Source organism: Methylophilus sp. YYY-1 (genome assembly GCF_029132825.1).
GTDB classification, from domain to species: Bacteria; Pseudomonadota; Gammaproteobacteria; order Burkholderiales; family Methylophilaceae; genus Methylophilus; species Methylophilus glucosoxydans.
The window spans coordinates 860,133-881,473 of record NZ_WOVG01000001.1 but is presented as its reverse complement, the minus strand read 5'-3'; the positions used below and the strand labels follow the sequence as shown (position 1 = coordinate 881,473).

Sequence of the window (21,341 nt, the reverse complement as noted above, 5' to 3'; positions counted from 1 at the left end):
TCTTTTTATCCCGCATGAAACTCAATATCATCTCGGTCGGCCACAAAATGCCCGACTGGGTGGAGTCTGCCTGCGCGGAATACCTTAAGCGCATGCCGCGCGAACTTGAGACGCGCATCATTGAAATTAAGCCTGACAAGCGCGCTTCGGGCAAAAACAGTGAAGTGGTCCAAGAAGCGGAAGCCAAGCGCATTCTCGAGGTGGTCGGTAAAGACTATCTGGTGGCACTGGATGAGCGTGGGCAGGCTGTCACCACCTTGCAACTGGCCGATAAACTCAAATCCTGGCAGGAAATGGGGCGCGATGTGGCTTTGGTCATAGGCGGTGCTGACGGCTTGCATCCGCAATTGAAAAGTCAGGCGCAATGGTTATTCAGCCTATCCAAGCTCACGATGCCGCATGGCATGGTCAGAGTGATGCTGACCGAGCAACTTTATCGTGCGCATACGGTTCTAAGCAATCATCCTTACCACCGAGAATAAGAATGTCCAATGCCCTGGTCTGGCTGCGTCGCGATTTGCGCGACCATGATCATGCTGCCCTCTACCACGCACTCAAACAACATGCGCAAGTCTATCTCGCATTTGTTTTTGATACTGAAATCCTGGATGCCCTGACCGATAAAGCCGACCGCCGGGTCGAGTTTATCTGGGAAAGCGCACGTGAACTCAAGCAGGCGCTGCAAGCAAGAGGTGCGGATCTGATTGTGTTGCATGGCGCTGCCAGGGAAGAGATTCCTGCCTTGGCAACACGCCTGAAAGTCTCTGCCGTCTATGCAAATCGTGATTATGAGCCCACCGCGATTGCGCGTGATGAGGCCGTCAGACAATCCCTGGCGGCTTTAGGTCAGTCACTGTTTTTGTTTAAAGATCAGGTCTTGTTTGAACAAGACGAGATCCTGACACAGGCTGGTAAGCCTTATGGCGTCTTTACACCCTACAAGAATGCCCACCTGGCAAAACTCAGCCCTTTTTATCTGCAAGCGTATCCAACTGACAAGTATCTCGGTCAACTGGCGCTACTGCCGCCGCAAGCGATGCCCACTTTGGCATCACTTGGGTTTGAGGAGACTAATCTGAAAGCCATGCGTTTGCCGACCGGAATGGCTGGTGCGCAGCAGTTGTTTGATGACTTTCTGCAGCGGATCAGCCAGTATCACGATGCGCGCAATTTTCCTGCCATCAAGGGCGTGTCTTACCTGTCTGTACATTTGCGTTTCGGCACCATTTCAATCCGCCAATTGGCGCATGCGGCCTGGCAATTGACGCAGACCGGCAATGAAGGCGCGGCCATCTGGCTCAATGAGCTCATCTGGCGCGATTTTTATTTCCAGGTTTTGTATCATCGGCCAGACTTGCAGCAGGGCGCGGCTTTCAAGGCTGAATATGAGGGGCTGGCTTTCCCCAATCACCAGCCCTGGTTTGAAGCATGGTGCGCTGGCCAAACCGGTTTCCCGATTGTGGATGCGGCCATGCGGCAGTTGAACCAGACCGGCTATATGCATAACCGGTTACGCATGATTGTCGCCAGTTTTCTGGTCAAGGATTTGCTCATCGACTGGCGATGGGGTGAGCAATATTTCGCACAAAAGCTGATCGATTTTGATTTTGCGGCCAACAACGGTGGCTGGCAGTGGGCGGCCTCTACCGGTTGCGATGCGCAACCGTATTTCAGGATTTTCAATCCACAGTCGCAATCTGAAAAGTTTGATCCGCAAGGCAAATTTATCCGCAAATATGTGCCAGAATTGGCACACCTGAATGATGATCAAATTCATGCGCCATGGGCAGCGAAATACCACAAGCAAAGCTTATTTAATCAAGGCGTTGCATTGAGTTATCCTCGGCCTGTTGTAGATCACGCAATACAGCGGGAACAGGCGTTGCGCCTATACAAAAATAATGTGAAGCCCAAATGACATTTGAGGTAGAATGAAGAACATTTTAATCGGGATTGGGGCGGAGTCTGGATCAAGGCAAAACACAGCCAGTTGGTGGCTGTATCTCAGATATCTTTGTCAAACGCGCTTTAGTTTTTAAAAAGTGATTCCGTTAAGAATAAGCATTGCTTGGTGATTAATGCTATTGCAAGATAAAAAACATGCAGTGTTGGGGATACAAAAAATTTAATACGCCTGAACAGCTTCTGAAATAATGACGAATATGAAAAAATTAAGAGCGATAGTACTGATTGCAACACTGGCAAGTGTGTCTGGCTGTGCAACAACCAATAAAGATCCGCTTGAAGGCCTCAACCGTGGCATCTACAAATTTAATGATGTTGCGGATCGCTATGCGATGAAGCCGGTGGCAAAAGCCTACAAAGCCATCGCCCCTTCGCCGGTACGTACTGGCATCAGCAACTTCTTCAGTAACCTGGGCACCTTGACCACGGTGGTCAATGATCTGTTGCAATTGAAGTTTGCCCAGGCATTCAGTGATGCAGGTCGCTTTGTGATCAATACCACCTTTGGGGTGGTTGGCTTGATTGATGTGGCCAGTATGGACAATATTCCCAAACACCAGGAAGATTTTGGTCAAACCCTGGGCTATTGGGGCATGGGGTCGGGTGCCTATCTGGTGCTGCCAATTTTGGGGCCAAGTACGGTCCGGGATGCCAGCGGGTTGGCGATTGATACCGTGACTTCTGACCCGATTCAATATTTGCACAATATTGGCCAGGTTCGTACTTATTATCAGGTGCGTGCGGTGCAGTTGCTGGATAAGCGTACACAATTGCTTGATGCGACTGATCTCGTCGATAATGCGTCGATTGATCCTTATGCCTTCATGCGTGATGCTTATTTGCAGCGCCGTGCCAGCTTGATTCAGGATGGCTTGGTGCCTCAGGAATTGCTGCAAGACGAGTTTGAGCCCGCGGACGAAGATGTGCCGGCTAAACCAGCGGCGTCTTCCTCTAACAATGGCGAAACCCTATTGCTGCAGTCAGTGACCTCTGTGGATCAGGCTGAACCCGGCAATATGGCTGCGGTCGCCGTGTCTGAGAGTCAAGCCGTAGAATCAATCGCTGCAACGACATTGGATGAGGTGGATGCCTTAGCCTTTGAGGCGACTGCGCAAACTGAAGAGGTTTTGCCGCCATTACTCGAGCAAACGAGCGAAACTGGCGACGAAATGCCTGTGGTTGAAAAAGAGGCGGCAGAAGTCGTGGCTGCCATAGATGAGACGCTGATGGCATTGCCGGCTGAGACTGCACCACAGTAATCCTGTCTGGAAATATAAAAAAGGCTTTGCATTTGCAAAGCCTTTTTTATTGGTGACAACTTGTTTACTGATGGTAATTGGGATGAGCGAACAAGTTTATTCGGATGAGGCGACGGTCATGCGCTCTATCAAAATAGAACCCGTCAGTTTTGAACTGTTGGGAATCACGTCATTACCAATGGCGACGATACTTTTCAGCATGTCTTTCATGTTGCTGGCGATGGTGATTTCTTCGACCGGGTGCACAATGACGCCGTTCTCAACCCAATATCCAGACGCACCGCGTGAGTAGTCGCCAGTCACCATATTCAGGCCATGCCCCAGTAACTCTGTCACCAGCAGCCCCGTGCCCAGTGTTTGCAGCAGCTGTTCAAAGGACTGACCAGTGGATCGGACCAGAATATTGTGCGCACCACCGGCATTGCCTGTGGTTTTGAGCCCCAGCTTGCGGGCGGAGTAGCTGCCCAATAAATAGCCTTGCAGGACGCCATTCTCGACCAGTGTTCTGGTTTGGCAAGCGACACCTTCGCTATCAAAGGCACTGCTGGCCGCCCCTTTGAGCAGAAATGGATGATCTTCAATCTGTAACAACGGGCTGGCGATGGTTTGGCCCAGGCTATCAAGCAGGAAAGAGGATTTTCGATACAAGTTGCCACCAGAAATGGCACTCATGAGGGTACCAATCAGGCCACTGGCCAGCGGTGCTTCAAACAGTACCGGGTATTGCCCGGTTTTGATCGGGCGCGCACCCAGTCGCCTGGCGGTGCGTTCACCAGCGACCTGGCCCACCTGTTCAGGGCTGGCCAGGTCTAGTGCATCGCGGGCACTGCTATACCAGTAGTCGCGTTGCATCAGGCCATCGGCCTCGGCAATCACCGAGCAACTGATACTATGACGTGAACTGGCATAGCCCCCGATAAACCCGTGACTGTTGGCATAGGCGAAGGCGCCGCTTTGCGTATAGACACTGGCTCCCTCGCTGTTACTGATTCTGTGATCTACTGCCAGTGCCGCGCTTTCGCAACGTTTGGCCAGCGCCAGCGCTGCATCGACATCGACTTGCCAGGGATGATGCAGAGACAGGTCAGGAAACGAGGTTGCCATCAAGTCAGCGTCAGCCAGGCCACAGAATGGGTCCTGCGCCGTATACTTGGCGATATTGCAGGCCGCTTCGACCGTATCACGCAAGGCTTGCGGACTCAGGTCTGAGGTGCTGGCATAGCCTTTTTGCTGACCAAAATAGACCGTGACCGAGCAGCCCTTATCGCGGTTGTACTCAATATTCTCAGTCTCGCCCTGGCGCACAGACACACTCTGACCCATGCCAAAACTGACTTCGGTTTCGGCACTGCTGGCACCGGCTGTTTGTGTCAAACGAATAATGTCTTGGGCGATTTGTTGTAGTTGGTCTGCTTGCATGCTGGCTTGCTTGTTTTTAGCTTGGCGGTTAAAGCTGTTATCATACCGTGATTTGGCAGAGATTGCTTTTAACATGACATCTGAAACCTTTGATGATTCCCAACCCAGTAAAACCCGCCTCAAGGCTGAGGCGGATGCCGCGCAGGACATTGGCCGACAACTGGTGGCGCTCCCCAAGGATAAACTGAAAAAACTGGCGCTGGAAGAATCCCTGATGGATGCGATTGCCGAAGCCAAGCGCATTACCTCGAATGGTGCCATCCGTCGTCAAATGCAATATATCGGGCGCCTGATGCGTGAAACAGATTTGGCCCCGATTGTTGAGCAGTTGCAAAAGTGGGAAGGCAAGCATCAGGAAGAAAATGCCCGCTTTCACCAAATGGAACGGTGGCGGTCACGCTTGCTCGAAGACAGCAAGGCCATCGAATTATTTATTGCTGAATATCCGCAGACCCCTGTGCAGCAAATGCGTACCTTGATCCGTAATGCGAATAAGGAGCATGCTGCCGGCAAGCCGCCTAAAAGCAGCCGCGAATTATTTAAAATAATCCGCGAATTGATGGAAGGTGTGGCGGTAGAGGATGACTTGCAGGCGATAGCGGGTACTGAGGAAGACGAATTGGATGAAGATTGAACGTGATTGGCGGTCGCCAACACAGCTTGATCATGCTGACATAAGCAGCTTTTGAAAAGGGGGACAAGTATGCACACCACACCAATAGATATCGAACTCGACCTGATGGGCCTGGACAGTCCGTTGCCCATGCTGAAAACCATCGAAAAACTGGAGGAGTTGTTGCCCGGTCAGGTGTTGTCCGTGAAAACGACCTCTGCTGGCAGCGAACAGAATATCCGCAACGTGATTAATCATCACCCGGTCAAGTTGTTGTCTGTGCACAAAGAAGGCGGTGTCTTTCACTTTTTGATCCAGAAAGAAACCACTCTGGCGGCTGACTAGTCACTGAGCGGGTGTGGCCCTGGGCTCCGGGCTTCGTCTGACCCCTTCCAACACACGGCGCGCGCCGTGTGTTTAATGATCTGTATTGGTTTGCTTAGGGGGTAACAAGAACTTGCCTGGCTGGCGATACAGTGCACTTAATAATTCCAGCCAAAAAGCCTTCCAGTGGCGATAGCGCACTTTTCGTGACTTCATTGCAACGTAGATTGCCAGGCCGAAACTGGTAATGAGGTTGATGGTGCCGACCAGGGCAATGCCCAAAATGGTGGTGCCCACAATGTATTGGCTGACCTGAAAATCAAGCGCCGGGAACGAGTAACCGGCAAAAGCCGCAACAAAGGTCACGTGACGGATGTCGAGCGGCAATCCCAGCATGACCCCCAGCCCTGAGGCAAATCCCAACAGGCAACCAAAGTAAAAATTCCCCGCCAGTGCGCCCAGGTTATGACGAATATAGTCGGTAATGCGCCCCAGACGTTCTTTGCCCAGCAAGGACTGCAACCAGCCCAAATGTTGCAGGCGTTCTGGAATCCGGTTGTAGGCGGCCAGGTTGTCGTGGTAGCCGGCAATCAGGCCTGACAAAAACAAACATACCCCGGCGACTGCCGCATAGAGAGCGGTCAGGCTGATCAGCGGGTTATTGTTGTCCAGCAGGCTATGTGCTTTTTCGCTGCCAATAAAGTGATGGCCAGTGCTTTGCATAAACAGCCAGTCAATCAGTATGGCCACCGGAATCACCACCACCACGTTGCCTAAAATCGCAATCGTCTGGCTGCTCGTAGTTTGTGCCACAATATTGATCAGATTGTGTATGTTTTTACTGTCATGGCCATGGTCATCTATGGTTGAAGCAATGGTTGCAGCGGTCATCGCAGGCTGCTTGGTGGCCACCGTGAAGTGCAACAGGTGAATGATGACAAAGCCCAGGCCATAATTGAGGCTAAACAAAATGGCCTCGGTCAGCGGTGGCAGGTGATAGCTGGCAATCATGATTTTAAACATCGCCATAAAGGCAATGATGAGGCCCGCGCCCATGGCTGAGCCCATGAGCTTGAAATATTCACCGCGATGTTGCGCAATGTAATGCTCGCCAGTATGGCTGGCATTTTCAGTGACGCGCAAGGCCAGCAATTCCGTATTTTGGCGCCAGTAATCCGACAGGTTATTTTTCTTGCATTCGGCATCCACCAGCTGTTTCAGCAAGCTGGTGATTGCCTGGCTCACATCATGCTTGAGAATGAGCCCATGCAGAATGTCTACCACCAGTTGCATGCGCTGAATCTGTTGCAAAATTCTTTGCATCAGCGCCGTCAGCGAGATGCTGGTGCCGGTTTTGGCATTCGCCTTGCGGATTTCATAGGTCAGTTGCTCACAACGCTTGAGCACACTGTAGAGATGTTGCACATCTTCAGCCTGGATGCTGCCCAGCGCCAAAAACTTTTGAATTTCAATATTTTGCGTGATAAAGGGCGAGCTGTTTGATTCGAGATCTTCATGCTGCAAAATCAGCTCGGGGTCCAAGCCAGACGCCGATAGCCTGAAAGACAGCACTTGCAGGGCATCCTTGAGCTCCTGGATGCAGTTTTGCTGCAATTGCCAGTCGCCTCGGCTGATGTCCAATGTCTGCATAAAGTCTCGCCAGACCTGGTCGGGCATGCCGGTGACCCAGTCAGCATCATCGTTTTGATGAAAAATCTGGCCAAAGATATCCTTGAGATATTTAGGGTCCGGTACGTCTGGCAGGATTTTATGCGAAAGCCGACGATAAATTTCGGTAAAAAAGCCGAGGTCTGATTGAATGCCGTGGTCTGAATACAGCGATATCACGCTCTTTTCGTTGAGCAGTCTCAGCACGCTGTTGCGCAATAACAAGGCAAACTGTGGATGCTGTTGCAGCAGGAAGCACAAGGCCTGCAAGGCATTGCTCGCACTTTCAATATCCGAAGAGTCCTTAGGACGGATATTGTCGAACAACGCTCGAATAAACTGAATATCGTCAATATCACCGGCCGCTTCGCGTGCGGCCTGGTGGTCAAAAATCGGTTGAAACATGTAAAACGCTTTCTTGGATGCTTGATTTGGCAAGGATAACACGCCAAACGTTTAGAGCTGGGCCTCTAGCGAGAGGGGTTCACTTTGACGTTCCATCTCTAACTTAACCACTTTGCCGCGGTACTTGCGCACGAGGGTGGAGAGCGTGGCTGCATCTTCTACTTTTTCCTGGTTGATGCTGAGTAGCTGATCGCCGCGTTGCAGGCCTGCTTTTTCGGCAGACGAGCCATGAATTACGGCAATCACGCGCACGCCGGGGGTAGGCAGGCGTTCACTCTCACCACCAGATTGTTTTTGCACCAGTTTGATCACATGGATGCCTAGTAAAGGAGGCGGCAGTTTTGCCCAGAAACTTGCGTAATAACGATATTTGCCCGGGCTGGCAGCCATGTCTTTTTCCGTCAGCGACTGACCTTTTTTCACGGCTTCCTTGATCATCTCCATCTTGGAGGCTGGCGAAGTGTTGCCCGCTTTTTTCACATAGACCAGAATGCTATCGGCTTGGAGGCTGCGGCCATGGTCTAGTGCCAGTTCTGGCGGGACTTCCCCCGCTTCAAAACTGCTAAAGCCCATCAAGTCATAGCCATCTTCGAGCATTCTGATGTTGTCGTCATCCCGGCGCACGCCACTGAGCAACTGCGGCTCAGGATTGGCTTGCAAGGAGTGCAGGTTCCCCTGGTTTTGTGCCTGGTAATGTGTGACGTAGGGGTTTTCTTCGGCAGAGACGCGTTGACTCGTGAGCATACAGGCGAGGGCCAAGCACATGGACAACCACATGAGCCCGCCTAGGATGAGCGGACGTTTTAAGGGGGGGGAATGCCTGCTTGCATGCGCTTGGTTCATCTCGTTCTCCATGATCGATTGTCACATTGTAATGTTATGATGTATTGGTACATTAACACAGACCAACTTCTGATAGACCACGTTATGCAACAACAATTCACGCGTGTTGGACTTGTTTCCATCAGTGATCGCGCTTCACAGGGCATTTATGAGGATAAGGGCATTCCATCGCTGACTGCGTGGTTGCAACAGGCGCTCACTTCGCCTTACCACGTCATCCCCCGGCTGATTGCCGATGAGCAGGCCACCATTGCCGAGACGCTCAGGCAATTGGTGGATGAAGAGGCCTGCCACCTGATTTTGACTACCGGTGGCACGGGTCCGGCCTTGCGCGATGTCACACCTGAAGCTACCTTATCGGTCGCTGATCGTGAGATGCCGGGCTTTGGCGAACAAATGCGCCAGATCAGTCTGAGGTTTGTGCCTACGGCGATTTTGTCGCGGCAAGTGGCGGTGATCCGCAAGCAATGCCTGATTATCAATTTGCCCGGGCAGCCAAAGTCTATTCAGGAAACGCTGGAAGGCCTCAAGGATGGCGAAGGTAAAACGGTAGTGCCGGGCATCTTTGCGGCGGTGCCATATTGCCTGGACTTGCTGGCAACCCCTGATGCGCCCATGCCTTATCTGGAAACAGATGCACGCGTGGTTCAGGCGTTCAGGCCCAAGTCGGCGCTCAAGCCCCAGGCTTGATCTCTTCATCTTCATTCAGGATACCCATGCGTTTTTCTCTGATTGCCAAAATCATCTTTATTGCCTGCTTGGCACTACTGACTTACCTGTTGCTGATAGAAATGGCGCCTGCCGAGCAGCGCTTTCCTTATCTGGACAAGATACAGCACATCGTCGCGTTTGGCGGTGTCACTTTTTGGGCAGGATTGGCCTATCCCGCCCGGCAACAATGGCTGATGCTCGGCTTGTTGATTTATGGCGGTCTCATGGAGGTGCTACAGGGGCTGCTCACCGTGACCCGTCAGCCCAGCGTCTATGACTGGCTGGCTGATAGCGTGGGTATCTTGCTGGCATGGGGCGTTGTCATCTTGTGTCTGCGCTGGTGGCAGCATCGCCGTGGCTGAATTTGATCTGATTGCCCAATATTTCACCAGGCAAGCAGCGGTTGATCTGGGGGTAGGGGATGACGCTGCGCTGGTTAGCGTGCGTCCAGGCTATCAATTGGCGGTTTCGGCCGATATGTCGGTTTCAGGCACACATTTTTTTGCCGAGGCACAGCCCTTTGCCATTGGCTGGAAGTCGATGGCAGTGAATATCAGTGATATGGCGGCGATGGGAGCCGAGCCTAAATGGGCCACGCTGTCCATCGCATTGCCCGAGGTGGATCATCCGTGGTTACGCCAATTCAGTGACGGCCTGTTTGCCTGTGCGGATGCCTTTGGTGTTGCTTTGATCGGCGGCGATACCACCCGCGGCCCACTTAATATTGCCATCAATATCCTGGGCGAAGTGCCTCGTGGCCAGGCCTTGCAACGTAATGGTGCTAAGGCAGGCGAGGATATCTGGGTCAGTGGTTGTTTAGGGCAGGCGGCACTATGGCTACAACACCGTTTAGGGCATCTGCCTCTGCATGCCGATGATATTGTGATGCTCGCCACTGCCATGCATCATCCGCAGCCAAGAGTGCGTCTGGGCTTGGCCTTGCGTGGCATGGCAAGCGCTGCACTCGATATTTCGGATGGTTTGCTGGCCGATTTGGGCCATATGTTGCAGGCCTCCAGGGTTGGCGCTGAAATGGATTGGCGCGCTTTGCCGCTGCCACGACTGCAAACGCCATTGGGTGAAGAGGCACTGCAGCAAGCCGTGCTGGCAGGCGGGGATGATTATGAATTATGTTTTACTGCCGCTCCCCAGCACCGGGAGGCGCTGCTGGCCCTGTCGCAGCAATTGAATCTGCCGCTGAGTCGCATTGGTAAAACCACTGCCAGCCCCGGTTTAACCGTGCTGAACGGCAACGTGCCTCTGGATATTGCAAAGAAAGGATATCAGCATTTTGGCTAAGCATAGTCAGTCATCGTTACCGAGTTGGCGGCTGCTGTGGTCACACCCGCTGCATTGTCTGAGTTTGGGTCTGGGCACGGGTTTGTCACCCAAAGCACCTGGTACCGTGGGCACGCTGCTGGGCTTTCCCTTGTACTGGCTGTTGATGCATTTACCTTTAACCCAGCAATGGCTTGCTTTGGCCGCACTTTTCTTGCTGGGCGTCTGGTGCTGCGCGTTTACCGGACGTGCGCTCGGGGTCAGTGACCACGGTGCGATTGTCTGGGATGAAGTTGTGGCCATGGCTGCGGTTTTGGTCACAGTCCCCTCGGGGTTAGGCTGGGGAGCGGCTGCATTTGCACTGTTTCGGCTGTTTGATATCTGGAAGCCGTTTCCGATCAGCTGGGTGGATCAGCGCGTGAAAGGCGGCCTGGGGGTCATGCTGGATGATGTGCTGGCCGCGTTCATGGCAATAGTGGTACTGCAATGGTTACAAGGGATAATGTAATGCCCACCATGCTGGAACTCAGTGCAAGCCTGGGGCAGGCCTTGCAGGCCAGAGGGTGGCAATTGGCGCTGGCCGAGTCTTGTACTGGTGGCCTGATTGCACAATCGATGACGGCCGTTGCCGGAAGCTCAGCCTGGTTTGACCGTGGTTTTGTTACCTACAGCAATGCCGCCAAAACCGACATGTTGGGCGTCCCGGCGGTGCTAATAGACGAACATGGAGCGGTCAGCGAAGCGGTGGCACAGGCCATGGCCGTCGGCGCGTTAGAACACAGTTTGGCGAATATCAGTGGTGCGGTGACTGGCATTGCCGGGCCGGGCGGTGGGTCTGCTTACAAGCCGGTGGGGATGGTATGTTTTGCCTGGGCCACCCGGCAACCTGGACCGCCTCATGTGCTGGTGCACACCCAGTATTTTACCGGCGATCGCCAGCAGATACGTGAACAGGCCGCCGGTTATTTATTGACGGCCCTGTTATGTAGCGTGACGTCAGAAGTGTGATCAATTAATCGTCGTGGTGATGATGGTGGTGGTGACCACGTCCCCATCCGCCACCATAGTAGTTGCGCGGGCCATAGTTGTAACCGCCGTAGCCACCATTGCCATAAGAGAACTGAATAAACCCGGGACCTGGTGGTGGTACTGGTGCGGAATAGGTCACTGTAGGGGGGCTATAGTAGTAACGGCTTTGTGGATGTGGGTAAATGACCACTGGCGGCGGTGCATAAACCACGGCAGGCGGCGCGTAGTAAGCGGGTGGGTAAGGGTTGCCTACCACCACGCCCACCGACCAGTTATCTTGTGCTTGCGCGCTGACTGCCGCGATACTCGCCAGCGCCAACGTCAGAATCAGTTTAAAGACTTTCATAAATGCTCCTCTAGCGGAAAACAAATGCATGCTCCCTGATCTATTTAACGCAGTTGCCGGGCCGCGGTTGACAGCACCATTCACGCATGCAGCTACGCAATTGCCTCAGGCCAGAATGGCTGGGCATTTATTCATGGCAACGCCATTTCACTGATGGTCGATTTATGAAATAATTAGAGGTTATTGTTTGGATTATATCGCGTTTGTGCAAGCAACGCATTTTATCGCTAAAAGAAGGTAATCAGCATGGATGACAACAAAAGCAAAGCGCTCGCCGCCGCACTCTCTCAAATTGAAAAGCAGTTCGGCAAAGGCTCCATTATGCGCATGGGCGATGCTGATATCGGCGAAGACCTGCAAGTCGTTTCCACCGGTTCATTGGGTCTGGATATCGCACTCGGCGTAGGCGGATTGCCACGCGGCCGCATTGTGGAGATTTATGGCCCGGAGTCTTCCGGTAAAACCACCTTGACCCTGCAAGTGATTGCCGAAATGCAAAAATTAGGCGGCACCGCTGCTTTTATTGATGCAGAGCATGCGCTAGACCCGCAATACGCCTCTAAATTAGGCGTGAATGTCCCTGATTTGCTGATTTCGCAACCCGATACTGGCGAACAAGCCTTGGAAATAGCCGATATGCTGGTGCGTTCCGGCTCAGTGGATATTGTGGTGGTCGACTCGGTGGCGGCGTTGACGCCACGCGCTGAGATTGAAGGTGAAATGGGCGACAGCCACATGGGCTTGCAGGCGCGCTTGATGTCACAAGCCTTGCGTAAACTCACCGGCAATATCAAACGTACCAATACGCTGGTCATCTTCATTAACCAGATTCGGATGAAAATTGGTGTCATGTTTGGCAACCCGGAAACGACAACCGGCGGTAACGCGCTTAAATTCTACGCTTCTGTGCGACTGGATATCCGCCGCACAGGCGCGATCAAGAAAGGTGACGAAGTCATTGGCTCCGAAACCAAAGTCAAAGTGATTAAAAACAAAGTCGCGCCACCATTTAAACAAGCCGAGTTTGACATTATGTATGGCGAAGGCATCTCGCGGTTGGGTGAGATTATTGAGTTGGGCGTGAACCTGAAAATGGTGGAAAAAGCCGGTGCATGGTTTAGCTATAACGGCGAAAAAATCGGCCAAGGCAAAGAAAACGCCAAAGAGTTCTTGCGTGAGCATCCAGAAATCGCAGCGGAAATTGAAGCGAAAATTCGCGCCAATGCCAAAGTGCTGGCAGATATTCTGCCTTCAGCGCGCGGCGAGGATGATTAAGGTTTTTGCGAGCCTGAGTGAGGCGCGCTTTTGACGTTTGGTTTTTCTCTTTGAGCGCTGTACGCACTGTGGCCTAAAATTCAATGGCTAATCTGGAAAAAACCTTACGCCAACGCGCTTTAGAATACTTGGCCAAGCGTGAGTATTCATACACGGAGTTGGGGCAAAAGCTAAAGGCCTATGCCGAAGAAGCGGACGACCTCCCGGCTTTGTTGGATGATTTTAAACAGCGCGGCTGGTTGAGTGACGCCAGATTCACCGAGCAATTGGTCCATGCCCGTAAAGCCAAATTTGGCAGTGCGCGTGTCGCCAACGAGCTACGTGAAAAAGGGGTAGACGATACCTTGATAGCAGAAGCCGTTGCAGGCCTGCAGGACAATGAAGTTGCACGCGCCAGCGAAGTCTGGCGCAAAAAATTTAAAGCGGCCCCGATAACACGCGAGGAGTGGGCAAAACAGGCCCGCTTCTTACAGAGTCGGGGTTTTACGTTTGATGTAATTAAACACATTTTGAATAGACACGCAGAAGATGACAGTTAAGTACGGGCAAAAACCTTCCAGCAAACAAATCCGCCAGGCGTTCCTGGATTTCTTTGCTTCAAAAGGCCACCAAGTGGTAGCTTCTAGTTCACTGGTGCCGCATGGTGACCCCACCTTGCTGTTTACCAACGCAGGCATGAACCAGTTTAAAGATGTGTTCCTCGGCTTTGACAAGCGTGCCTATACGCGTGCGGCGACCGCACAAAAATGTGTACGCGCCGGTGGTAAGCACAACGATCTTGAGAATGTGGGCTATACCGCGCGTCACCATACCTTCTTCGAGATGCTGGGTAACTTCAGTTTTGGGGATTACTTCAAGCGCGATGCCATTACCTTTGCCTGGGAACTGTTGACTGAAGTCTACGCTTTACCCAAAGAACGCTTGATGGTCACCGTGTATGCTGAGGATGATGAAGCCTACGATATCTGGAACAAAGAAGTGGGCGTCCCTGCTGACAAGATTGTTCGTATTGGGGACAACAAGGGCGCGCGTTATGCCTCAGATAACTTCTGGATGATGGGCGATACCGGTCCTTGTGGCCCCTGTACCGAGATTTTCTATGACCACGGTGCGCATATTCCTGGCGGGCCGCCAGGCTCCCCGGATGAAGATGGTGACCGCTTTATCGAAATTTGGAATAACGTGTTCATGCAGTTCAACCGCGATGAAGCGGGGGTGATGCATCCGTTGCCTAAGCCATCGGTCGATACCGGCATGGGCTTAGAGCGTATTTCTGCCGTGTTGCAAGGCGTGCATGCGAACTACGAAATTGATTTGTTCCAAGCATTAATCAAAGCCGCAGCGCGCGAAACCAACACCGCTGACTTGGACAGTCCTTCTCTCAAAGTTCTGGCTGACCATATCCGCGCCTGTAGCTTCCTGATCGCCGATGGCGTGATCCCAGGCAATGAAGGCCGTGGCTATGTGTTGCGCCGCATTATTCGCCGCGCGATTCGTCATGGATACAAACTAGATTGTCGTGCTGCTTTCTTCCATAAGCTGGTACCAGATCTGGTGGCTGAAATGGGTGAGGCTTACCCTGAGTTGACCAGCAACCAGGCGCGTGTTGCGGAGGTGCTCAAGCAGGAGGAAGACCGTTTCTTCGAAACGATAGAGAACGGCATGCAGATTCTGGAAGCCGAACTGGCGACCAAGCCCGCCGTGTTCAATGGCGATCTCGCCTTTAAGCTGCACGATACCTTTGGTTTCCCGCTGGACCTCACCGCCGACATCTGCCGCGAACGTGGCGTGACGGTGGATACCGCTGGCTTTGATGCGTCCATGGCGCGCCAAAAAGATCAAGCGCGTGCGGCGGGCAAGTTCAAAATGGCGCTCAATCTTGAATATGACGGCGCTGCGACCACATTCCACGGTTATGACGAGCTGGAAACCGCTGCCAAAGTCCTGGCGTTATATAAAGATGGCAGTGCTGTACAAACACTGAATGAAGGTGACCTCGGCGTGGTTGTGCTTGACCATACACCGTTCTATGCTGAATCCGGTGGCCAGATTGGCGATAGCGGAGAGCTCAAGTCTGCCAACGGTATTTTTGCCGTAGAGGATACACAAAAAATTCAGGCAGCCGTGTTCGGCCATCATGGCGTACTCAAAACCGGGTCTTTGTCTGTAGGGGATGCGTTGGCGGCTAAAGTCAATCTGCAGGCGCGCGCCAGTACCATGCGTAATCACTCGGCAACGCATCTGATGCACAAGGCCTTGCGTGAAGTGCTGGGTGAGCATGTGCAGCAAAAAGGCAGCCTGGTCGATACGGAAAAAACCCGTTTTGACTTTGTGCATAATGCGCCGATGACTGATGCTGAGATTGCCAGGGTAGAAGCGTTGGTCAATGCCGAGATTTTAGCCAATGCGGCGACACAAGCGCGCTTGATGGATATTGAGTCTGCGCAAAAAACGGGCGCCATGATGCTGTTTGGCGAGAAATATGGCGATGAAGTACGCGTGCTGGATATCGGATCTTCGCGCGAGTTGTGTGGCGGTACCCATGTCAGCCGCACTGGCGATATTGGACTGTTTAAAATTACCTCCGAGAGTGGCGTAGCGGCAGGCGTACGCCGTGTCGAAGCCACCACGGGCGAGGGCGCGTTGAAGCTGGTGCAATCCCAGCAATCGCTGATTAATCAGGTGGCAGGTGAGCTCAAAGCCCCTGCACATGAAGTCCCAGCCAAAATTGCGCAAGTGATGGATCACGTTAAGTCACTCGAAAAAGAGTTGGCGCGTTTGAAATCCAAACTCGCCTCTTCACAAGGCGACGATCTGGCGACGCAAGCCCTGGAAGTCAATGGCGTTAAAGTATTGGCTGCTGCCTTAGACGGTGCAGATGCCAATGCCTTGCGCGAGACCATGGATAAACTCAAGGATAAACTCAAATCTGCCGTCATTGTTTTGGCGAGCGTGGCAGAGGGCAAGGTCAGTCTGGCTGCAGGCGTGACTGCTGACTTGACTGGCAAAGTCAAGGCGGGCGAGCTGGTGAATCATGTTGCAGGCCAGGTGGGTGGTAAGGGTGGTGGCAAGCCAGACATGGCCATGGCCGGCGGCACTGAACCCGCAAATCTGCCACAGGCACTGGCGAGTGTCAAAGCCTGGGCAGAAGCTAAACTAAATTAACTCAATTGATTAACAGAGCAAAATAATGGCATTAATCGTACAAAAATATGGTGGCACCTCAGTCGCCAATCCCGAGCGTATCCGCAATGTGGCGCGTCGTGTGGCACGTTACAAGGCCATGGGCCATCAAGTGGTGGTCGTGGTGTCAGCCATGTCAGGTGAAACCAATCGCCTGATTTCACTGGCCAAGGAAATCATGCCGGATCCAGATCCGCGCGAGCTGGATGTGATGGTGTCTACCGGTGAGCAGGTCACCATAGGCATGACCGCTCTGGCATTGATGGAGCTCGGTATCAAGGCCAAAAGCTATACCGGCACCCAGGTGAAAATTCTCACGGATGATGCGTTTACCAAAGCGCGTATTCTGGACATTGACCAGCACAACCTGAAACAAGACCTTGATGACGGCTATGTCTGCGTGGTCGCCGGTTTCCAGGGCGTGGATGCCCATGGAAATATCACCACGCTGGGCCGTGGCGGCTCTGATACGACAGGCGTAGCGTTGGCTGCAGCACTCAAGGCTGATGAATGCCAGATTTATACCGATGTGGATGGTGTGTATACCACTGACCCGCGTGTGGTGCCAGAAGCGCGCCGGCTGGAAAAAATCACCTTTGAAGAAATGCTTGAACTGGCCTCGCAAGGCTCCAAAGTACTGCAAATCCGCTCGGTTGAGTTTGCTGGCAAATACAAGGTTAAGTTACGTGTGCTCTCCAGCTTTGAAGAAGAGGGTGACGGCACGCTGATTACATTCGAAGAAAATGAGGAAAACATGGAAGATCCAATTATCTCCGGCATCGCTTTTAACCGCGATGAGGCGAAAATTACCGTAGCAGGCGTGCCTGATAAGCCAGGGATTGCTTATCAGATTCTTGGTCCTGTTGCCGATGCCAACATTGATGTGGATATGATTATCCAGAACGTGGGCGCAGACGGCACAACAGATTTTACCTTTACCGTACATAAAAACGAAATGAACAAAGCGCTGACAATTCTGCGCGACAAGGTTCAAGGTCATATCCAGGCGCGTGAAGTCACTGGTGACGATAAGATCGCAAAAGTGTCTGTCGTAGGTGTAGGGATGCGTTCGCATGTGGGTATCGCTAGCCAGATGTTCCGTACATTGGCTGAAGAGGGCATCAATATTCAAATGATCTCTACCAGTGAAATCAAGATCGCAGTGGTGATCGAAGAGAAGTATATGGAGCTGGCTGTGCGCGTGTTACATAAGGCGTTTGGCCTGGAAAACGCATAATCGCAAACGCACGAATAAAGAAATAAAACATTCTTCTTTTTTGCGTTGATTTTTGAAGGGTTTTCACGTAGTATGGCGCCCTTCAATGCAGTAGCAATACTGCAAAGAAAACAGCATCAGCTGTGTTGGTATTATTAAGGCGTCATTGTTTTAATAAGGTGAGCTGGCCGAGTGGTCGAAGGCACTTCCCTGCTAAGGAAGCATACGGGCTTAAACCTGTATCGAGGGTTCGAATCCCTCGCTCACCGCCAAATACCTGGGTTTAACGATTCAAGGGTTTGGTAAATTAGGGTGTCATCGTTGCTTGGACCCCTCCACAAAGCTGAAACTTATGTTATAATGCTGTTTTTGTTGCAAAGCAACAAACCTTGGCGCCCGTAGCTCAGTTGGATAGAGTATTTGGCTACGAACCAAAGGGTCGGGCGTTCGAATCGCTCCGGGCGCGCCAAAAATAAAAGCCTTGTTTCTTTCCGAGAAGCAAGGCTTTTTTCTTTTATTGATCCCTGTTCAACATTACATATCTTAAAGCTCATCAGTGCGTTGATACATCGCTGATACGCGCTGAACATAGCGATGATGATGGCGGTATGATATGCTTCAGCTTTTCATTTAATTGGTGTTTCAGTGTCTCTTCAGGCTTGTTTGGCGCGGATTACAGGCGATATGCAGCAGGTGGATGCCGTTATTCGCCAGTCTTTGTCATCCCAAGTTCCGCTGATTAATCAAATTTCGGAATACATCATTCATAGTGGTGGCAAACGCTTGCGTCCAACGTTGGTGTTGATGGCCGCTGATCTGGCCGGGCGTGTAACACCAGACCACCATGCTCTGGCAGCCATTGTCGAATTTATTCATACAGCCACTTTATTGCATGATGATGTGGTTGATGCCTCCGAACTGCGTCGAGGCAAATCTACCGCCAATCATGTGTATGGCAATCCTGCCAGTGTGCTGGTCGGCGATTTTCTGTATTCACGTTCCTTTCAGATGATGGTCAGGCTGCAAAACATGCGTGTGATGGAAATCCTGGCCGATGCCACCAATGTGATTTCCGAAGGCGAAGTGCTACAGCTGCTCAATGTGCGCAATATCGGCGTTAGCGAGCAGGATTACTTGCAGGTCATCCACTTTAAAACTGCCAAGCTGTTTGAAGCGGCGACCCGTCTGGGAGCAGTGCAGTGCCAGGCCAGCGTCGCGCAAGAAGAGGGACTGGCCAAGTATGGCATGCACTTGGGCACGGCCTTTCAGCTCATAGATGATGTGCTGGATTTGACTGGAGACAGCGAAAAAATTGGAAAAACCCTGGGCAATGACCTGGCCGAGGGAAAAGTCACCTTACCAATGTTGTATGCCATCCAGCAAGCGCCAACCGCGAAAGCGGACTTGGTCAAGCAGGCCTTGTTAGAAGGGCAGGTCACCCAGCTAGATGCCGTGCTGGAGATTTTGCATGCCGTGAAGGCATTTGATTATGTACGCGCCGTGGCGCAAAAAGAAGCAGAACAGGCCTGTGAAGCACTGGCCATTTTTGAACTGACGCCCGCCAAACAGGCTTTGCTGGATTTGGCCCAGTTTTCGGTCAACCGGCAACATTAAGGTGTCGCCTGCTTGCAGGCAGGCGACAACACCTAAAAGATACCGGCTGAACCAAACACCGGGTTAATTCAGGGCGATAGGCTCGCCACTCATGTGGTAGTAGCTGAGGCGCGCGCAGTCGTTGGTCGCATGGGTCAATGCGCCATCAAACAAGGATTTTCCATTGACATCGACGACGGCATAGCCGTTGTGATACAGGGTCACCTCTGCCTGCAGGTCGCTCTCTGCTGACGCCATCGCTTTTTGCAAACGATGATGATTCGAAGAGCGCATCGCAAAGCTTACGCAGTTTTCCTCTTCTTCTTCACTGTAGACTTCCCAGTGTGATTGTCCTGTCAGTTTGGTGAGCCATCCAGGTAAATCGACTTCTACTCGACAAATCACTGGCTCATCCCAGGCAGGATGCTCAACCTCGTTCAACTCAACTTCGGTTGGCGATGTAAATTTGATTTGATCAGACATAGGCAACTTCCTTCTATAGATAACAGATGCCACTTCACACAGACGCAAACCACTAAAGTTGCTGTGTCATGACCATCTTACACATAAATGGTGACTTGCAAACAGTTTTCAAGCTAGAAGAATGCGCTTTTAAAGCAGTTTTGCACTTTGTCAGCCTTGCCTATGGGCATCAACGATGAGATGATGCAGCAACCTTATCTTTGTTATCGGCATCATGCACGAAATCCTTGAACCTGTTTTAAGTCTGCTGCGCACGCAGCCTCATGCCCTGCAAGCCACCTGTCTGGTCTTTGGTTTGCTGGTTGGCAGCTTTCTCAATGTAGTGATTCATCGTCTGCCCAAAATGATGGAGCGTGAATGGCAGGCCAGTTGCCTGGATTTACAGGGGCAAGAGGTGCCTGATCAACCCAAATACAATCTTGTGGTGCCGCGTTCGACCTGCCCGCATTGCGGACACCAGATTACGGCACTCGAGAATATTCCTGTGATCAGCTATCTATTCTTACGTGGACGCTGTAAAGCCTGTCATGCGCCGATTTCAATGCGTTATCCGTTGGTTGAATTGCTGACCGGCGGCCTATCGGTTGCGGTGGCTGTGCAATATGGCTATAGCCATTTGACCTTGTTTGCACTGGCATTTGTATTTGCGCTGGTTGCATTGACCTTTATTGATTTTGATACGCAACTGTTGCCTGATGACATTACCTTGCCGCTGTTGTGGCTGGGGCTGTTGCTTAACCTCAAAGATGGGTTTACCGACCTCTCGTCAGCCGTGATCGGTGCCATGGCCGGTTATCTGGTGTTATGGGCGGTCTACTGGCTATTTAAGCTCGTGACAGGTAAAGAGGGCATGGGGTACGGTGATTTCAAGCTGCTGGCGGCGATCGGGGCCTGGTTCGGCTGGCAACTGCTGCCCGCGGTCATTTTATTGAGCTCGGTGGTTGGTAGTGTGATCGGCATCGGCTTGATTCTGCTCAAAGGCAAAACCCGCCAAACTGCGATTCCTTTTGGTCCTTTTTTAGCCCTGGGCGGCATCGCAGCCCTGTTTTATGGGCAAACTCTGGCCACTTATTATTTAGTGCCTTAACGGGAGCAGCACATGGCAAAAGTGGTGGCTGTGACCGGCGGTATCGGCAGTGGTAAAAGCGAGGCGTGTGCAGCATTTTCTGTCTTAGGCGTGCCTGTGGTGGATCTGGACCACATAGCGCACGCAATGAGTGAACCGGGTAGTCCGGCCATGCAAGCTGTGCGGGTGGCTTTTGGCGACCACATGTTTGAGGCAGATGGACGTCTCAGCCGGGCAACACTGCGCGCGCACGTGTTTGAGCACCCAGAAGCCCTCGAACAACTGAATCAGATCATGCACCCGGCGATCCGTGCTGAGGCCGTACAGCAAATTGCCCAGTATGCCAGTCATCCGTATGTGATTCTGGCGATCCCATTACTGGTCGAGAGCCGCGAGGATTGGTCCATGATAGATCATGTACTGGTGATCGATTGCGATGAGGAGACGCAATTGCAGCGGGTCATGCAACGCAGTCAGCTCTCTGCCGAAATGGCACAAGCCATCATGGCGTCGCAAAGTCCGCGAGAGGCGCGGCTGGCGATCGCGGATACCGTGATTGAAAACCAGCTGACACTCGCCGATTTACAGCAAAAAGTGCTGCAATTTCACAAAAATTTCTCTAAAACTTGCCTCTGAGTTAAAAGGGTTTCATAATCAAACTTTTA

Annotated in this window: 21 protein-coding genes, 2 tRNA genes and 1 pseudogene; 19 read left to right on the top strand and 5 right to left on the bottom strand. The window is 52.1% G+C overall.

Going from position 1 to position 21,341, the window contains the following annotated elements:
• The first annotated feature begins 14 nt into the window (after positions 1 to 14).
• From rlmH to GOC95_RS04145, 3 genes and pseudogenes are all read left to right on the top strand, one after another.
• Complete coding sequence (gene rlmH, locus GOC95_RS04155; protein WP_194748279.1) at positions 15 to 482, top strand: 23S rRNA (pseudouridine(1915)-N(3))-methyltransferase RlmH; 468 nt, start codon at positions 15 to 17, stop codon at positions 480 to 482.
• 2 nt (positions 483 to 484) lie between these two features.
• Entirely contained in the window at positions 485 to 1,918 is a 1,434-nt protein-coding gene (locus GOC95_RS04150) for a deoxyribodipyrimidine photo-lyase (protein WP_275355950.1), read from the top strand.
• 244 nt (positions 1,919 to 2,162) lie between these two features.
• A pseudogene (locus GOC95_RS04145) lies at positions 2,163 to 2,888 on the top strand (VacJ family lipoprotein); the annotation flags it as partial.
• A 432-nt stretch (positions 2,889 to 3,320) separates the two neighbouring features.
• On the opposite strand, the gene pmbA reads toward GOC95_RS04145, so the two are convergent.
• Entirely contained in the window at positions 3,321 to 4,643 is a 1,323-nt protein-coding gene (pmbA, locus tag GOC95_RS04140) for a metalloprotease PmbA (RefSeq protein ID WP_275356390.1), read from the bottom strand.
• Positions 4,644 to 4,716: 73 nt separating this feature from the next.
• On the opposite strand from pmbA, the gene yjgA reads away from it, so the two are divergent.
• Complete coding sequence (gene yjgA / locus GOC95_RS04135; RefSeq protein WP_275355949.1) at positions 4,717 to 5,277, top strand: ribosome biogenesis factor YjgA; 561 nt, start codon at positions 4,717 to 4,719, stop codon at positions 5,275 to 5,277.
• Positions 5,278 to 5,346: 69 nt separating this feature from the next.
• Positions 5,347 to 5,601, top strand: a complete 255-nt coding sequence (locus GOC95_RS04130) for a sulfurtransferase TusA family protein (RefSeq protein WP_194748274.1) — start codon at positions 5,347 to 5,349, stop codon at positions 5,599 to 5,601.
• A 72-nt stretch (positions 5,602 to 5,673) separates the two neighbouring features.
• On the opposite strand, the gene GOC95_RS04125 is transcribed toward GOC95_RS04130, so the two are convergent.
• Both GOC95_RS04125 and GOC95_RS04120 read right to left on the bottom strand, forming a co-directional pair.
• Positions 5,674 to 7,653, bottom strand: coding sequence for a site-specific recombinase (locus GOC95_RS04125; RefSeq protein ID WP_275355947.1), 1,980 nt, complete (start codon positions 7,651 to 7,653; stop codon positions 5,674 to 5,676).
• Between the two features lie 51 nt (positions 7,654 to 7,704).
• Complete coding sequence (locus tag GOC95_RS04120; RefSeq protein WP_275355945.1) at positions 7,705 to 8,430, bottom strand: PDZ domain-containing protein; 726 nt, start codon at positions 8,428 to 8,430, stop codon at positions 7,705 to 7,707.
• Positions 8,431 to 8,580: 150 nt separating this feature from the next.
• Here GOC95_RS04120 and mog point away from each other — a divergent pair, with 150 nt between their 5' ends.
• From mog to GOC95_RS04095, 5 genes are read left to right on the top strand one after another with little or no spacing between them, the layout of a single operon-like run.
• The gene (gene mog / locus GOC95_RS04115; RefSeq protein WP_275355943.1) at positions 8,581 to 9,186 is read left to right on the top strand and encodes a molybdopterin adenylyltransferase; all 606 of its coding nucleotides are present in this window, start codon (positions 8,581 to 8,583) and stop codon (positions 9,184 to 9,186) included.
• A 26-nt stretch (positions 9,187 to 9,212) separates the two neighbouring features.
• Positions 9,213 to 9,569, top strand: a complete 357-nt coding sequence (locus GOC95_RS04110) for a hypothetical protein (protein ID WP_194748270.1) — start codon at positions 9,213 to 9,215, stop codon at positions 9,567 to 9,569.
• Entirely contained in the window at positions 9,562 to 10,506 is a 945-nt protein-coding gene (gene thiL, locus GOC95_RS04105) for a thiamine-phosphate kinase (protein ID WP_275355940.1), read from the top strand. Before GOC95_RS04110 ends, thiL begins: the two co-directional genes overlap by 8 nt.
• Positions 10,496 to 10,993, top strand: coding sequence for a phosphatidylglycerophosphatase A (locus GOC95_RS04100; RefSeq protein ID WP_275356389.1), 498 nt, complete (start codon positions 10,496 to 10,498; stop codon positions 10,991 to 10,993). Before thiL ends, GOC95_RS04100 begins: the two co-directional genes overlap by 11 nt.
• A complete protein-coding gene (locus tag GOC95_RS04095; RefSeq protein WP_275355938.1) occupies positions 10,993 to 11,493 on the top strand; it encodes a CinA family protein in 501 nt (166 codons plus the stop codon). Before GOC95_RS04100 ends, GOC95_RS04095 begins: the two co-directional genes overlap by 1 nt.
• A gap of 4 nt (positions 11,494 to 11,497) precedes the next feature.
• Here the strand turns inward: GOC95_RS04095 and GOC95_RS04090 are convergent, their stop codons facing one another.
• Positions 11,498 to 11,860, bottom strand: coding sequence for a hypothetical protein (locus GOC95_RS04090; RefSeq protein ID WP_275355937.1), 363 nt, complete (start codon positions 11,858 to 11,860; stop codon positions 11,498 to 11,500).
• Positions 11,861 to 12,106: 246 nt separating this feature from the next.
• Between GOC95_RS04090 and recA the strand changes: the two genes are divergently transcribed.
• From recA to GOC95_RS04055, 7 genes are all read left to right on the top strand, one after another.
• A complete protein-coding gene (recA, locus tag GOC95_RS04085; protein ID WP_275355935.1) occupies positions 12,107 to 13,135 on the top strand; it encodes a recombinase RecA in 1,029 nt (342 codons plus the stop codon).
• 83 nt (positions 13,136 to 13,218) lie between these two features.
• Positions 13,219 to 13,674 carry a recombination regulator RecX gene (recX, locus tag GOC95_RS04080; protein ID WP_275355934.1) on the top strand — a complete coding sequence of 152 codons (456 nt, stop codon included), beginning with the start codon at positions 13,219 to 13,221 and terminating at the stop codon, positions 13,672 to 13,674.
• Positions 13,664 to 16,300 carry an alanine--tRNA ligase gene (alaS, locus tag GOC95_RS04075; RefSeq protein ID WP_275355932.1) on the top strand — a complete coding sequence of 879 codons (2,637 nt, stop codon included), beginning with the start codon at positions 13,664 to 13,666 and terminating at the stop codon, positions 16,298 to 16,300. The genes recX and alaS overlap by 11 nt, the downstream gene beginning before the upstream one ends.
• Before the next feature lie 25 nt (positions 16,301 to 16,325).
• The gene (locus GOC95_RS04070) at positions 16,326 to 17,555 is read left to right on the top strand and encodes an aspartate kinase (RefSeq protein WP_194748263.1); all 1,230 of its coding nucleotides are present in this window, start codon (positions 16,326 to 16,328) and stop codon (positions 17,553 to 17,555) included.
• A gap of 157 nt (positions 17,556 to 17,712) precedes the next feature.
• Positions 17,713 to 17,806: transfer RNA gene (locus GOC95_RS04065), tRNA-Ser, on the top strand.
• Positions 17,807 to 17,926: 120 nt separating this feature from the next.
• A tRNA-Arg gene (locus GOC95_RS04060) sits at positions 17,927 to 18,003 on the top strand.
• Between the two features lie 215 nt (positions 18,004 to 18,218).
• A complete protein-coding gene (locus GOC95_RS04055; protein WP_275356388.1) occupies positions 18,219 to 19,148 on the top strand; it encodes a polyprenyl synthetase family protein in 930 nt (309 codons plus the stop codon).
• 63 nt (positions 19,149 to 19,211) lie between these two features.
• On the opposite strand, the gene GOC95_RS04050 is transcribed toward GOC95_RS04055, so the two are convergent.
• Positions 19,212 to 19,610 (bottom strand): hypothetical protein, encoded by a 399-nt coding sequence (locus GOC95_RS04050; protein WP_194748262.1) that lies wholly within the window; start codon positions 19,608 to 19,610, stop codon positions 19,212 to 19,214.
• 214 nt (positions 19,611 to 19,824) lie between these two features.
• Between GOC95_RS04050 and GOC95_RS04045 the strand changes: the two genes are divergently transcribed.
• Together GOC95_RS04045 and coaE are read left to right on the top strand one after the other, a co-directional pair.
• Complete coding sequence (locus GOC95_RS04045; RefSeq protein ID WP_275355929.1) at positions 19,825 to 20,697, top strand: A24 family peptidase; 873 nt, start codon at positions 19,825 to 19,827, stop codon at positions 20,695 to 20,697.
• A 12-nt stretch (positions 20,698 to 20,709) separates the two neighbouring features.
• Positions 20,710 to 21,312, top strand: a complete 603-nt coding sequence (gene coaE, locus GOC95_RS04040; protein WP_275355927.1) for a dephospho-CoA kinase — start codon at positions 20,710 to 20,712, stop codon at positions 21,310 to 21,312.
• Positions 21,313 to 21,341: the final 29 nt, after the last annotated feature.